General features: G+C 67.9%; 13 protein-coding genes. 11 read left to right on the top strand and 2 right to left on the bottom strand.

Features of this window, described 5'->3' with window-relative positions; genetic code table 11:
- Positions 1–2 precede the first annotated feature (2 nt).
- Both L0976_RS14845 and L0976_RS14840 read right to left on the bottom strand, forming a co-directional pair.
- A complete protein-coding gene (locus L0976_RS14845; RefSeq protein ID WP_234188085.1) occupies positions 3–1,046 on the bottom strand; it encodes an ABC transporter substrate-binding protein in 1,044 nt (347 codons plus the stop codon).
- 132 nt (positions 1,047–1,178) lie between these two features.
- Positions 1,179–2,183 (bottom strand): AraC family transcriptional regulator, encoded by a 1,005-nt coding sequence (locus tag L0976_RS14840; protein WP_234188084.1) that lies wholly within the window; start codon positions 2,181–2,183, stop codon positions 1,179–1,181.
- A 195-nt stretch (positions 2,184–2,378) separates the two neighbouring features.
- Here L0976_RS14840 and L0976_RS14835 point away from each other — a divergent pair, with 195 nt between their 5' ends.
- The 11 genes from L0976_RS14835 (at position 2,379) to L0976_RS14785 (ending at position 14,667) form a co-directional block, all read left to right on the top strand.
- Entirely contained in the window at positions 2,379–3,146 is a 768-nt protein-coding gene (locus L0976_RS14835; RefSeq protein WP_234188083.1) for a 3-hydroxyacyl-CoA dehydrogenase, read from the top strand.
- Between the two features lie 12 nt (positions 3,147–3,158).
- Entirely contained in the window at positions 3,159–4,346 is a 1,188-nt protein-coding gene (locus tag L0976_RS14830) for an acetyl-CoA C-acyltransferase (RefSeq protein ID WP_234188082.1), read from the top strand.
- 24 nt (positions 4,347–4,370) lie between these two features.
- On the top strand, positions 4,371–5,498 hold the full coding sequence (locus L0976_RS14825; RefSeq protein ID WP_234188081.1) for an acyl-CoA dehydrogenase family protein: 1,128 nt from the start codon (positions 4,371–4,373) through the stop codon (positions 5,496–5,498).
- A gap of 63 nt (positions 5,499–5,561) precedes the next feature.
- Complete coding sequence (locus tag L0976_RS14820) at positions 5,562–6,794, top strand: 3-methyl-2-oxobutanoate dehydrogenase (2-methylpropanoyl-transferring) subunit alpha (protein WP_234188080.1); 1,233 nt, start codon at positions 5,562–5,564, stop codon at positions 6,792–6,794.
- 1 nt (position 6,795) lies between these two features.
- On the top strand, positions 6,796–7,809 hold the full coding sequence (locus L0976_RS14815; RefSeq protein ID WP_234188079.1) for an alpha-ketoacid dehydrogenase subunit beta: 1,014 nt from the start codon (positions 6,796–6,798) through the stop codon (positions 7,807–7,809).
- Between the two features lie 2 nt (positions 7,810–7,811).
- Positions 7,812–9,116, top strand: coding sequence for a dihydrolipoamide acetyltransferase family protein (locus L0976_RS14810; protein WP_234188078.1), 1,305 nt, complete (start codon positions 7,812–7,814; stop codon positions 9,114–9,116).
- A 4-nt stretch (positions 9,117–9,120) separates the two neighbouring features.
- Positions 9,121–10,506, top strand: coding sequence for a dihydrolipoyl dehydrogenase (lpdA, locus tag L0976_RS14805; RefSeq protein ID WP_234188077.1), 1,386 nt, complete (start codon positions 9,121–9,123; stop codon positions 10,504–10,506).
- Complete coding sequence (locus L0976_RS14800; RefSeq protein WP_234188076.1) at positions 10,490–11,572, top strand: enoyl-CoA hydratase/isomerase family protein; 1,083 nt, start codon at positions 10,490–10,492, stop codon at positions 11,570–11,572. The genes lpdA and L0976_RS14800 overlap by 17 nt, the downstream gene beginning before the upstream one ends.
- On the top strand, positions 11,569–12,459 hold the full coding sequence (gene mmsB, locus L0976_RS14795; protein WP_234188075.1) for a 3-hydroxyisobutyrate dehydrogenase: 891 nt from the start codon (positions 11,569–11,571) through the stop codon (positions 12,457–12,459). The genes L0976_RS14800 and mmsB overlap by 4 nt, the downstream gene beginning before the upstream one ends.
- Positions 12,460–12,775: 316 nt before the next feature.
- The gene (locus L0976_RS14790; protein WP_234188074.1) at positions 12,776–13,498 is read left to right on the top strand and encodes a FadR/GntR family transcriptional regulator; all 723 of its coding nucleotides are present in this window, start codon (positions 12,776–12,778) and stop codon (positions 13,496–13,498) included.
- Positions 13,495–14,667, top strand: coding sequence for a PLP-dependent transferase (locus L0976_RS14785; RefSeq protein ID WP_234188073.1), 1,173 nt, complete (start codon positions 13,495–13,497; stop codon positions 14,665–14,667). Before L0976_RS14790 ends, L0976_RS14785 begins: the two co-directional genes overlap by 4 nt.

Genomic DNA, 14,667 nt, shown 5'->3' with positions numbered 1-14,667 from the left:
CCTCAGTTGGAAAGCCAGGTGGTGAAGCGCTTGCGGATCTCGTCGCCATGGTCCGCCCAGAAGGCGTTGTCGAGCGTCAGGGAGGTCGTCAGGTTCTCCGGGCTGGTCGGCAGGTTCCTGGCATCGTCCGAGCCCACTTCCGCGGCGGCCGTCGTGCGGACGGGGCCATAGGGAATGTATTTCGCGATGCCGGCCAGCACCTTCGGCTCGACGGCGAAATGGATGAAGGCGAGCGAGCCCTCCATGTCCTTCGCGCCCTTCGGGATGACCCAGTAGTTGGAATCGAGGATTTGGTTGTCCCAGACGATGCCGAAATGGCGCCCTTCCTTGTTGGCGTTGAAGATGCGCCCGTTCCACGCCGTCGTCATGGTCACCTCGCCCGATGCGAGGAGTTGCGGGGCCTGCGCGCCCGCCTCCCACCAGACGATCTCCTTCTTGATCGTGTCGAGCTTGGCGAAGGCGCGGTCGAGGCCCTCGGGCGTGGCGAGCACCGTATAGACATCCTGCGGGGCGACGCCGTCGGCCAGCAGCGCGAATTCCAGATTGGTCGCCGGGTTCTTCCACAGGCCGCGCTTGCCGGGGAAATTCGCAAGGTCGAAGAGATCGGCCAGCTTCGTCGGCGGCTTGGCCAGCTTGTCCTCGTCATAGGAAAGGATCGTCGCATAGACGATCGTGCCGACGCCGCAGTCCGACGTCGTGCCGTCGAGCCAGTCCGATTTCGGCCCGATCTTCTCCCAGTCGATCGTTTCGAAAATGCCCTCGTCGCAGCCCTGGAGCAGCGTCGGGGCGTCGACGTCGACGACGTCGATGGTCGTGTTGCCGCTGTCGATCATCGCCTTGATCTTGGCGATCTCGCCGCCGTATTCCTGCTCGGAGACGGGCCTTCCGGTCTCCTCCGCATAGGCGGTGAAAACAGCCTTTCTCTGGGCTTCCTGATAGGCGCCGCCGAAACTCATGACGGAAAGCGGCTCGGCAGCAAGCGCCATGCCGAGCGAAAGGCCATAGGCAAGCGTCGTCGCTGCCGGAAACATGCGTGTCCTGAACATGGAAATTCCTCTCTGGAGACAGATTTCGTGTACCCGTCACAGCGCCCGTCTTGCTTGCGGGCTATGGGGAAAGCCTATGTTGCGACATGCCGCGGCGCAAATAAGTTGCTGTCATGCGAACATGAGCGCTGCTTATCGGCGCGCCGCCGTCTCCCGGCGAAAGGCCGCCGGGCTCCTTGCCGTCCACTTGCGAAAGGCGCGGTGGAAGGCGCTGGGCTCGGAAAAGCCGAGCCGCGCGGCGATCTCGCCCACCCCGAGCGCCGTGGTCTGCAGCATCTCGATTGCAAGGTCGCGCCGGATCTCGTCGCGGATGGCGGCATAGTTCTGGCCCTCGGCGTGCAGGCGGTGGCGCAGCGTCGAGGGCGACATGTGCATCTGCGCGGCGAGATCGTCGAACGCGCTCCAGGAGGCGGGCGGCGCCTGCCGCAGCCGCTTGCGCACGCTCGCGGCAAGGCCGGCGTCGTAGCGGTAGCGCACGAGGATGTTGGCGGGGGCGTTGCGCAGGAACTGCCGTAGCGCCTGCTCGCTGCGCGCGACCGGAAGCTTCAGCATGGCGGCATCGAAGGCGAGCCGGCTCGCCGGCTGGGAAAAGCGCACGGGCGCGCCGAAGAAAAGCCGGTAGTCCGCGCCGTTTTCCGGCTCGCCGCAGCGGAAATCGACCATCCGCAGCGGAATGCGCCGCCCGATCAGCCAGCAGGTGATGCCGTGCAGCAGGATCCAGTAGGTGCGGTAGGCGAAGGCGGAGCGCGGGCCGTCCTGGTCGCGGAGCACGATCTGGGCAAGGCCGTCGGCGACTTCGAGATGGCCTTGCGGGTCTTCCAGCACGACGTTGAGGAAGCGCAGCGCGCGCCGCAGCGCCTGGTCGAGGGTTCTTGCATGCAGGATGCAGTGGCAGAGCAGCGTGAAGCTGCCGCGCCGCATCGGCCGCCCGCCCATGCCGAAGAATTCGTCGTCCATCTCCGCCGCGATGGCGAGCCACAGCGCGCCGTAGCTTTCGGCGGAGACCGGCGCGTCGATGCGGGCGGGAAGGCCGACCGCCGCCAGCACCGTCTCCGGCGCCTTGCCCTGCCGCTTCAGGCAGTCGATCGCCTCCTCCACGAAGAAGGGCGAGATCATCCGCCGTCCGGTTTCCGTCATCGTCATGGCCCGCAAGATGTGGTAAAAGTGGCCGATGGTTCAAGACGCTTCGGTCATCGCATGCAATATCGCACCGTCATAGACTAGGGCAAGACGGATGGGCGATCGCCCCTGTCGAGGCTGTGCGGCTTGGGAGGGCCGCACGGCATGCCGATCCGGTCCTACGGAATTCGGATGCGCTGGAGGAGAGCAGCCATGTTGATCCGCGGAAAGACCTTTCTCGTCACCGGCGGCAGTTCGGGCCTCGGCGCGGCGGTGGCGCGCATGCTGGTGGGCGAGGGCGCGCATGTCGTGATCGCCGACGTCAATGTCGATGCCGGCCGTGGCATCGTCGGCGAGCTTGGGACCGGCGCAGCCTTCATCCATACCGACGTGACGCAGGAGACGGACGGCCAGGCCGCCGTCGATCTCGCGCTGGAGCGCTTCGGCCACCTGCACGGGCTGGTCAATTGCGCCGGCGTCGCGCCCGGCGAGAAGGTGCTCGGCCGCGACGGGCCGCACCGGCTCGACAGCTTTGCCCGCACCGTCGGCATCAACCTCATCGGCACCTTCAACATGACCCGGCTCGCAGCAGTGGCCATCGCGAAGGAAGAGCCTGAGGCGGACGGCGAGCGGGGGATTGTTATCAACACGGCCTCGGTCGCGGCCTTCGACGGCCAGATCGGGCAGGCGGCCTATGCGGCCTCCAAGGGCGGGGTTGCCGCCATGACGCTGCCGGTCGCCCGCGAGCTGGCCCGCCACGGCATCCGCGTCGTCTCCGTCGCGCCGGGGATTTTCCAGACGCCGATGATGGCCGGCATGCCGCAGGAGGTGCAGGATTCGCTCGGGCGGAGCGTGCCTTTTCCGCAGCGCCTCGGCAAGCCGGTGGAATTTGCCGCCCTGGTGCGCCACATCTGTGAGAACGTCATGCTGAATGGCGAGGTTATCCGCCTCGACGGCGCGTTGCGCATGGCGCCGCGCTGAGGGAGTTTCGATATGGTTCTGCAGGATCCCATCGTCATCGTCGGTTCGGCCCGCACCCCGATGGGCGGCTTCCAGGGCGACCTCGGGCATGCCACCGCGCCGGAGCTCGGCGCGGCCGCGATCCGCGCGGCGCTGGAGCGGAGCGGCGTCGCGCCCGATGCCGTGGATGAGACGGTGTTTGGATGCGTGCTGCCGGCCGGGCAGGGGCAGGCGCCCGCGCGGCAGGCTGCCATCGGCGCGGGCCTGCCCTTCGCGGCCGGGGCGACGACCGTCAACAAGATGTGCGGCTCGGGTATGAAGGCCGTCATGCTGGCGCATGACCTCATCGCCGCCGGCAGCGCATCGGTTGCGGTGGCAGGCGGCATGGAGAGCATGACCAATGCGCCTTACCTGCTCGACCGCGCCCGCGGCGGCTACCGGCTCGGGCATGGCCGTGTCATCGACCACATGTTCCTCGACGGCCTCGAAGACGCCTATGACAAGGGGCGCCTGATGGGCACCTTCGCCGAGGACTGCGCCGAGGCCTACCAGTTCACCCGCCCGGCGCAGGACGACTATGCCGTCACCTCCCTGACCCGCGCCCGCAGCGCCATCGAGACCGGCGGATTCGACGCCGAGGTCGTTCCCGTCACCGTGAAGGCCGGCCGCTCCGAGGCTGTCGTTAGCCGTGACGAGCAACCCGGCAAGGCCAGGCTGGAGAAGATCCCGACGCTGAAGCCGGCCTTTCGCGAGAACGGCACGGTGACGGCGGCCAACGCCTCCTCGATCTCGGACGGCGCGGCCGCGCTGGTGCTGATGCGGCGCTCCCGGGCCGAGCGCGAGGGCCTGACGCCGCTTGCCACCATCGTCGGCCACGCGACGCATGCGCAGGCGCCCAATCTCTTCGCGACCGCGCCTATCGGGGCGCTGCGCAGGCTCGGCGAGCGCACCGGCTGGGACCTCAAGGATGTCGACCTCTTCGAGATCAACGAGGCCTTCGCCGTCGTCGCCATGGCGGCGATGCGCGATCTCGACCTGCCGCATGACAAGGTCAATGTCCACGGCGGCGCCTGCGCGCTCGGCCATCCCATCGGCGCATCGGGCGCGCGCGTGCTCGTCACCCTGCTTGCTGCGCTGGAACGCTACGATCTGCGGCGCGGCATGGCGACGCTCTGCATCGGCGGCGGCGAAGCGACGGCGGTGGCCATCGAGCGGCACTGAGCGGTTTGGGGAGGAGACCGGACCATGATCCTGACGGAACAGCAGACCCAGATCCGCGACATGGCCCGCGATTTCGCCCGCGAGCGGCTGGCGCCGGGCGCGGCGGAGCGTGACGCGGAGAGCCGCTTCCCCCGCGCGGAACTGAAGGAGATGGGCGAGCTCGGCTTCCTCGGCATGCTCGTGCCGGAGGCCTATGGCGGCTCGGAGACGGGCACGGTCGCCTATGCCGTGGCGCTGGAGGAGATCGCCAGCGGCGACGGGCCGTGCTCGACCATCATGAGCGTGCACAGCTCCGTCGGCTGCGTGCCGATCCTGAAATACGGCAGCGAGGAGCAGAAGCAGCACTTCCTGCCGAAGCTTGCGAGCGGCGAATGGATCGGCGGCTTCGCGCTCACCGAGCCGCAGGCCGGCTCCGACGCCTCCAACCTCAAGACCCGCGCCCGCCGCGACGGCGACCATTACGTCATCGATGGGGCCAAGCAGTTCATCACCTCGGGCAAGAACGGCGATGTCATCATCGTCTTCGCCGTCACCGATCCCGATGCCGGCAAGAAGGGCATTTCCGCCTTCATCGTGCCGACCGATACGCCGGGCTACGAGGTCGTGCGGGTGGAGCAGAAGCTCGGCCTCCATTCCTCCGACACCTGCCAGATCGCCTTCAACGCCATGCGCGTTCACGCCGGAAACCGGCTCGGCGCGGAGGGTGAGGGCTACCGGATCGCCCTTTCGAACCTCGAAGGCGGGCGCATCGGCATTGCCGCGCAGTCCGTCGGCATGGCGCGGGCGGCCTTCGAGGCGGCGCGCGACTATGCCCGCGAGCGCACGGCCTTCGGCTCGCCGATCATCGAGCACCAGGCCGTCGCCTTCCGGCTCGCCGACATGGCGACGCAGATCGAGGTGGCGCGCCAGATGGTGCTGCATGCCGCCGGGCTGAAGGAGGCGGGCCAGCCCTGCCTCACCGAAGCCTCGATGGCCAAGCTGTTCGCCTCGGAAATGGCCGAACGGGTCTGCTCCGACGCGATCCAGGTCCATGGCGGCTACGGCTACATGGCGGATTATCCGGTGGAGCGCATCTATCGCGACGTGCGCATCTGCCAGATCTACGAGGGAACGAGCGACGTGCAGCGCATCGTCATCGCGCGCAATCTTTGAAGCCGGGACCGTACCCTTCGCAGGGAGGCGGCGGGGCGGTCCACAAGGGAGGAATGACAGGACATGAACGAGGTTGCGCATCTGAGCCTTCACGTTCCCGAGCCGGCGGTCCGGCCCGGCGGCCAGCCGGATTTCTCCAACGTCAAGATCGCCAAGGCCGGCGCGGTACCGCGCCCGGCGGTGGACGTCGCGCCGGAGGATATCCGCGATCTCGCCTATTCCATCATCCGCGTGCTCAACCGCGATGGCGAGGCGGTCGGCCCCTGGGCCGGGCTGCTTTCCGACGAGGAACTGCTGACGGGCCTGCGCAACATGATGAAGCTGCGCGCCTTCGACGCGCGCATGCTGATGGCGCAGCGGCAGGGCAAGACCTCCTTCTACATGCAGCATCTCGGCGAGGAGGCGGTGAGCTGCGCCTTCCGCAAGGCGCTCGCCAAGGGCGACATGAACTTCCCGACCTACCGGCAGGCGGGCCTCCTCATCGCCGACGACTATCCGATGGTCGAGATGATGAACCAGATCTACTCGAACGAGGCGGACCCCCTGCGCGGCCGGCAATTGCCGATCATGTATTCGTCGAAGGCGCACGGCTTCTTCACCATCTCCGGCAACCTTGCCACGCAATATGTGCAGGCCGTCGGCTGGGCCATGGCGTCCGCCATCCGCAACGACACGAAGATCGCCGCCGCCTGGATCGGCGACGGCTCGACGGCCGAATCCGATTTCCACTCCGCCCTCGTCTTCGCCTCGACTTACAAGGCGCCGGTCATCCTCAATATCGTCAACAACCAGTGGGCCATCTCGACCTTCCAGGGCATCGCTCGCGGCGGCTCGGGCACGTTCGCCGCCCGCGGCCTCGGCTTCGGCATCCCGGCGCTGCGCGTCGACGGCAACGACTACCTTGCCGTCCATGCCGTCGCGAAATGGGCGGCCGAGCGGGCGCGGCGCAATCTCGGGCCGACGCTGATCGAATATGTCACCTACCGCGTCGGCGCCCATTCCACCTCGGACGATCCGAGCGCCTACCGCCCGAAGACCGAATCCGAGGCCTGGCCGCTCGGCGATCCGGTGCTGCGGCTGAAGAAGCACCTCGTCCTGCGCGGCGTCTGGTCGGAGGAGCGCCACGCGCAGGCCGAGGCCGAGATCCTCGACGAGGTGATCCAGGCGCAGAAGCAGGCCGAAAGCCACGGCACGCTGCATGCGGGCGGCAAGCCCTCGGTGCGCGACATCTTCGAGGGCGTCTATGCGGAAATGCCCGCCCATATCCGCCGCCAGCGGCAGAAGGCAGGATACTGACATGGCAAGAATGACGATGATCGAGGCGGTGCGCAGCGCCATGGACGTCTCGATGGGACGCGACGACGAGGTCGTGGTCTTCGGCGAGGACGTCGGCTATTTCGGCGGCGTCTTCCGGGCGACGCAGGGGCTGCAGGCCAAATACGGCAAGACGCGCTGCTTCGACGCGCCGATCAACGAATCCGGCATCCTCGGCACGGCCATCGGCATGGCGGCCTATGGGCTGAAGCCCTGCGTCGAGATCCAGTTCGCCGACTACATGTACCCGGCCTACGACCAGATCACCCAGGAGGCGGCGCGCATCCGCTACCGCTCCAACGGCGATTTCACCTGCCCCATCGTCGTACGCATGCCGACCGGCGGCGGCATCTTCGGCGGCCAGACGCACAGCCAGAGCCCGGAGGCGCTGTTCACCCATGTCTGCGGGCTGAAGGTGATCGTCCCCTCCAATCCCTACGACGCCAAGGGCCTGCTGATCGCGGCCATCGAGGACCCGGACCCGGTGATGTTCCTCGAACCGAAGCGCCTCTACAACGGCCCCTTCGACGGCCATCACGAAAAGCCCGTCACGCCCTGGTCGAAGCACGAGCTCGGCGAGGTGCCGGAGGGGCACTACACGATCCCCATCGGCAAGGCGGAAATCCGCCGGCCGGGCAGCGCCGTCACCGTCGTCGCCTACGGCACGATGGTGCATGTGGCGCTCGCCGCCGCTGAGGAAACGGGGATCGACGCCGAGGTGATCGACCTGCGCAGCCTGCTGCCGCTCGATCTCGACACCATCGTGCAGTCGGTGAAGAAGACCGGCCGCTGCGTCGTCGTGCATGAGGCGACGCTGACCTCCGGCTTCGGCGGCGAGGTCGTTTCGCTGGTTCAGGAACACTGCTTCTACAGCCTCGAAGCGCCGGTGGTGCGTGTGACGGGCTGGGACACGCCCTATCCGCATGCGCAGGAATGGGACTATTTCCCGGGGCCTGCCCGCGTCGGCCGGGCGCTGCAGGAAGTGATGGAGGGCTGAGGATGGGCGAGTTCGTCATCAAGATGCCCGATGTGGGCGAGGGCGTGGCCGAGGCCGAGCTTGTGGAATGGCACGTCAAGCCGGGCGATCCGGTGCGCGAGGACATGGTGCTCGCCGCCGTCATGACCGACAAGGCGACGGTGGAGATACCCTCTCCGGTCGACGGCGTGGTGCTCTGGCTCGGCGCCGAGATCGGCGACATCGTCGCCGTCAAGGCGCCGCTGCTGCGCATCGAGGTTGCCGGCGAAGGCGAGGCCGTTGCCGAGGAAACCCCTTCTCCCCAGCGGGGAGAAGGTGCCCGAAGGGCAGATGAGGGGGCCTCGCCGCAAGTTGCGAAAGAGCCGTCCCCGCCGCCGAGCGAGCCGCCCCCCTCATCCCGCCCTGCGGGCCACCTTCTCCCCGCTGGGGAGAAGGGAAGAGTGGCAATGCTGGAGACAAAGCCGCTTGCCTCGCCCGCTGTCCGGCTGCGGGCGCAGGAGGCCGGCGTCGATCTGCGGCAGGTATCGGGCAGCGGCCCGGCCGGCCGCATCACCCATGACGACCTCGACCGGTTCATCGCGCGTGGGGGCCAGCCCGCCGCCGCACCGGCAGGGCTTGCCCGCAGGACCGCGACGGAGGAGATCAAGGTCACGGGCCTGCGCCGCCGCATCGCCGAGAAGATGCGCCTTGCGGCCTCCCGCATTCCCCACATCACCTATGTGGAGGAGGTCGATGTCACCGACCTGGAGGACCTGCGCGCCACGATGAATGCCGGCCGCAAGCCCGACCAGCAGAAGCTCACCATCCTGCCTTTCCTGATGCGGGCGCTGGTGAGGACGCTCGCCGAGCAGCCCGGCGTCAACGCCACCTTCGACGACGATGCCGGCATCGTCACGCGCTACGGTGCCGTGCATATCGGCATCGCCACGCAGACGCCGGCCGGCCTGACGGTGCCGGTCGTGCGCCATGCCGAGGCGCGGTCGATCTGGGACAGCGCTGCCGAGCTCGTTCGCCTTGCCGATGCCGCCCGCAACGGCACGGCGGCGCGCGAGGAGCTTTCCGGCTCGACCATCACCATCACCTCGCTCGGCGCGCTCGGCGGCATCGTCACGACGCCGATCATCAACCATCCGGAAGTGGCGATCGTCGGCGTCAACAAGATCATGATGCGGCCCGTCTGGGACGGAACCCAGTTCATTCCGCGCAAGATCATGAACCTGTCGTCGAGCTTCGACCACCGCATCGTCGACGGCTGGGATGCGGCGGTCTTCGTCCAGCGGCTCAAGGCGCTTCTCGAAACCCCCGCGCTGATCTTCATCGAAGGCTGATGACATGAAAGAGATCGTCTGCAAGCTCCTCGTCATCGGCGCCGGCCCCGGCGGCTATATCTGCGCCATCCGCGCCGGCCAGCTCGGCGTCGATACCGTCATCGTCGAGAAGACGAAGGCCGGCGGCACCTGCCTCAATGTCGGCTGCATCCCCTCCAAGGCGCTGATCCATGCGGCGGAGGAATTCGACAGGCTCCGCCACACTGCGGGCCTCAACGCGCTCGGCATCACCGTCGAGACGCCGCGGCTCGACCTTGCCCAGACCGTCCGCTGGAAGGACGGCATCGTCGGCCGGCTGAACAGCGGCGTGCTCGGCCTCCTGCGCAAGGCCAAGGTGAAGATCGTGCACGGCGCGGCGCGCTTCCGCGACGGCAAGACGGTCGAGGTGGAGACCGAGACGGGAACCCAGCTCATCCGCGCCGAGACGGTGGTGATCGCGACCGGCTCCGAGCCCGTCGAACTGCCGGCGCTGCCCTTCGGCGGGGCGGTCCTTTCGTCCACCGAGGCGCTGTCGCTGCCGGAGGTTCCGAAATCGCTTGCCGTCGTCGGCGGCGGCTATATCGGGCTGGAGCTCGGCACCGCCTTCGCCAAGCTCGGCGCGCGGGTGACGGTGGTCGAGGCGATGGCGCAGATCCTGCCGCAATACGATGGCGAACTCGTCAAGCCCGTCGCCAAGCGTCTCGGCGAACTCGGCGTGCGCGTGCTGACCGGCGCGAAGGCGAAGAACTATTCGGGCGAGGCGCTGGCGGTTGAGATTGCCGGCAAGGAGGAGCGGATCGCCGCGGACAAGGTGCTCGTCACCGTCGGCCGCAGGCCGCGCACGGAAGGCTGGGGCCTCGAAGAACTCGACCTCGACCGCGCCGGCCGCTTCATCCGCATCGACGAGCATTGCCGCACCTCGATGCGCGGCGTCTACGCCATCGGCGACGTCACCGGCGAGCCGATGCTGGCGCATCGCGCCATGGCGCAGGGCGAGATGGTCGCGGAGATCGTCGCCGGGCGCAAGCGCGTCTGGGACAAGCGCGCTATCCCCGCCGTCTGCTTCACCGATCCCGAGATCGTCACCGCCGGCCTTTCGCCCGACGAGGCGCGCGCGCAGGGCTACGAGGTCCGCGTCGGCCTCTTCCCCTTCAACGCCAACGGCCGCGCCATGACGACCCAGTCGGAGGATGGCTTCGTGCGCGCCGTGGCGCGTGCGGACACCAACCTCGTGCTCGGCCTTCAGGCGGTCGGCGCCGGTATATCGGAGCTTTCCAGCGCGTTTTCGCTGGCGCTCGAAATGGGCGCGCGGCTGGAGGATATCGCCGGCACCATCCACGCCCATCCGACCCGCAGCGAAGGTCTCCAGGAGGCCGCATTGAAAGCCCTTGGCCATGCCCTCCACATCTGAGACCCTGATCGACCGCACCGGCGCGCTCGGGCGCATCCGGCTCAACCGGCCGAAGGCGCTCAACAGCCTGACGCTTGCGATGGTGCGGGACATCCAGGCAGCGCTGGACGCCTTCGAGGCCGATCCCGCGGTCGCTGCCGTGCTCCTCACCGGCGAGGGCGAGCGCGGGCTATGCGCGGGCGGCGATATCCGCATGATCTATGACGGCGGCAGGGCCGGCTCGCCGGAGCCCGTCGATTTCTGGCGCGAGGAATACCGCATGAATGCGCGCCTCGCCCGGCTGGCAAAGCCCTATATCGCCTTCATGGACGGCATCGTCATGGGCGGCGGGGTCGGCGTTTCGGTCTATGGCAGCCATCGCATCGTCACGGAGCGGACGCGGTTCGCGATGCCGGAGACCGGCATCGGATTCTTCCCCGATGTCGGCGCCTCATGGTTCCTGACGCGCGGGAAGGGCGAACTCGGCACCTATGCCGCGCTCACCGGTGAGCAGCTTGCGGCGGGCGACGTGATCGCCTTCGGGCTTGCCGACAGCCATGTGCCTTCGGCGCGCCTGCCGGCACTGGCCGAAAAGCTGTCCGGCTTGCCGGCCACCGCCTCCCATGCCGATGTCTCGGCCACCATTGCCGCCTTCGCGGAAGCACCGCCGCCGGGAGAGATCGCCGGGCAGCGAGTGCTGATCGACCGGCTTTTCGCCTTCGACACGGTGGAGGCGATTTTCGCGGCGCTGGAGCGGGACGGATCGGACTTCGCCGCAAGGGCGCTCGGCATCCTGCGCATGAAATCGCCGCTCAGCCTGAAGGTGACGCTGCGCCTGCTGCGACTCGGGCGCCGGGAGGCCTCGCTGGAAGCCTGCCTGGAACGGGAATTCGCTGCCACGGCGGCGGTGCTGCGCAGCCACGATTTCTACGAGGGCGTCAGGGCCGCGGTGGTCGACAAGGATCGCAATCCGCGCTGGCATCCGGCGCAACTGGCCGACGTCACCGAGCGGGACGTCGCCGCCTTCTTCGAGCCGCCGGCAAAGCCGCTTTTTGCCGGCGCAACGGGAAAAGGAGAACGCCCATGAGCTCCATCGCATTCATCGGCCTCGGCCATATGGGCGGCCCGATGGCCGCAAATCTCGTGAAGGTCGGCCATGCCGTGCGCGGCTTCGACCTTTCCGCCGCCTCGCTCGATCTTGCGCGGGAAAACGGCGTGGCGACCGTCGCCTCGATCGGCGAGGCGGTTTCCGGCGCGGATCTCGTCATCACCATGCTGCCGGCCGGAACGCATGTGCTTTCGGTGTGGCAGGAGCTCGTCGCCACCGTGCCGTCAGACACGCTGCTCATCGATTGTTCCACCATCGACATGGCGAGCGCCCGCAAGGCCCATGCGCTGGCCGAGGCGCATGGCTGTCCGGCGCTCGACGCGCCCGTCTCGGGCGGCACCGGGGGCGCCTCGGCCGGCACGCTCACCTTCATGGTGGGCGGCGACGCCGGGGCCTTTGCCGGGGCAAAGCCGGTCTTCGAGGCGATGGGCCGGAAGATCATCCATTGCGGCGGCGCCTCCGCCGGCCAGGCAGCGAAGATCTGCAACAACATGATCCTCGGCATCAGCATGATCGCCGTGGGCGAAGCCTTCGTGCTCGGCGAGCGGCTCGGCCTCTCGCATCAGGCGCTGTTCGACGTCGCCGCGGTCTCGTCCGGGCAATGCTGGTCGCTGACCACCTATTGCCCGGTGCCGGGTCCCGTCCCCACCTCGCCCGCCAACCACGATTACGAACCGGGCTTCGCCGCGGCGCTGATGCTCAAGGACCTGAAGCTGTCGCAGGCGGCGGCGGACGACACCGGCGTCACGACCCCGCTCGGCGCCAAGGCGGCCGCGCTCTATCAGCGCTTCGCGGACGAGGGGCTCGGCGAAAAGGACTTCTCCGCCATCATCGCCATGCTGCGGGACGGACCGTCCGCCGGCTAGGCGCCGCCCGCCGGTCGCCGGCACGCAAGGCCGAACGCGGTCTCCGCGCCATCCGGGTCTGGCTCGCCCGGATGATGCGGTGCGGCCATGCTGTTTGCACGCAAGGGGACCTCCGGGAACGGCCGGAAAGGCGCTTCGCTGGTCCTTCATGAAGACAGAGCGCGGCGCCCGAAGAACGACCTTCCCCTCCAGTATCCAAACGGAAGTCCCCGCAACAATCCGGTCGACGGCCGGGCTTGACAGCCGGACCGTGCCGCATAATGCTAAGATGTCAGACCAATTCGAGAAGCTGGCACGAAACAGGGGAATTGGCATCATGCCAATCGGAACTCGCGACAGGCCGCAGATCGCGCCTTTGCCGCCCATCGACCGGGCGCGGCAGGTGACGGAGGCTTTGGCCTCCTATATCGACCGGGCGAGCCTTCAGGCAGGCGACCGCCTGCCGGCCGAGCGCGAGCTCATGGCGGCGCTGGCGGTCGGCCGCTCGACCATCCGCGAGGCGATCCGCCATTTCCAGGCGCTCGGCGTCATCGAAAGCCGCAAGGGCAGCGGCACCTATCTCCTGAAGCCGGTCACCACCGCCACCGTGCACATGCCGCTCTCCTTCGACGCGGCGCATTTGCGCGACGTGCTGCTCCAGACGCTGGAGGTCCGCCGCGGGCTCGAATGCGAGGCGAACATGGTGGCGGCGCGGCGGCGCACGCCGCAGGACCTTGCCATCATCGAGGCGAAGCTGGACGCGATGGAGCGCGTCCATATCGCCAAGGGCAGCTCCGGCCCGGAAGACCTTGCCTTCCACCTCGCCATCTACGACGCCACGCACAACCCGCTCTTCAAGCAGCTTCTCGAACAGATGCGCGGCGCCTTCGAGCGCTTCTGGGAAAAGCCGTTCGACCGGCCGGATTTCGCCCGCCGCTCCTTCCCGTTCCACCGCACGCTCTTCAATGCGATCGCCGCCGAGGACCCCGAGACCGCGCGCATCGAAACCCTCAGGATCCTCGAAGTCGTCGAGGAAGACATCAAGGAAATGTCCCGATGATCAACGGAGCCGATCCGTTCGACCTTGCCTCCCTCACCGTCGCCCATGACGCGACGAACGCTTTCGATGCGGTGGTGCCGCCCATCGTCCAGACCTCGCTCTTCACCTTCGGCAGCTATGACGAGATGGTCGCCGCCTATCGCGGCGAGATCGTCCGGCCGATCTATACGCGCGGCCTCAACCCGACGGTGCGCGCCTTCGAGGAGATGCTGGCCAAGCTCGAAGGCGGCGAGGATGCGCTGGGCTTTGCCAGCGGCATGGCGGCGATCTCCTCCACCGTGCTCTCCTTCGTCGAGCCGGGCGACCGCATCGTCGCCGTGCGCCATTGCTACCCGGATGCCTTCCGCCTGTTCGGCACGCACCTGAAGCGCATGAAGGTGGAGGTGACCTATGTCGACGGGCGCGACGAGGAGGCAGTCGCGAAAGCCCTGCCGGGCGCCAAGCTCCTCTATCTCGAAAGCCCGACGAGCTGGGTCATGGAGGCGCACGACGTCGGCGCGCTCGCCGCGCTTGCGAAGCGCCACGGCGTTATCAGCGTCATCGACAACAGCTGGGCGAGCCCCGTCTTCCAGCGGCCGCTGACGCTCGGCGTCGATCTCGTGCTGCATTCCGCCTCGAAATATCTCGGCGGCCACAGCGACGTCGTCGCGGGCGTTGTCGCCGGCTCGAAGGAACTCATCGGCCGCATCCGCGCGGAGGCCTATCCCTATCTCGGCGGCAAGCTTTCGCCCTTCGATGCCTGGCTGCTGGTCCGGGGCCTTCGCACCCTGCCGATCCGCATGAAGGCGCACGAGGCCTCGGCGCTCGACATCGCAAGGCGCCTGCAGGCGCTCGATATCGTCGATACGGTCTTTCATCCGGCGCTCGCCAATCGCCTGCCGCCGGGGCTCACCGGCACGTCCGGCCTCTTCTCCTTCACCTTCCGCGAGGACGTCGACATCCGCGCCTTCGCCGATCACCTCACACTTTTCAAGCTCGGCGTTTCCTGGGGAGGACACGAAAGCCTGATCGTGCCGGGCGAGGTGGTTCTGCAGCAGAAGGCCCAACCGAATTCCGCGCATGCCTTCGGCATCGATGCGCGGTCCGTGCGTCTCCATGTCGGCCTGGAGGGAACCGAGGCCCTGTGGAGGGATCTGGAAGCGGCGATGGAAGCCGCGACCGAAAACTGA

The sequence above is a fragment of the Shinella sp. NM-101 genome, assembly GCF_021401195.1.
In the GTDB taxonomy this organism is placed as follows: domain Bacteria; phylum Pseudomonadota; class Alphaproteobacteria; order Rhizobiales; family Rhizobiaceae; genus Shinella.
Note: the sequence above shows the minus strand (reverse complement) of the source record. Positions and strands in the feature narration are given on the sequence as shown.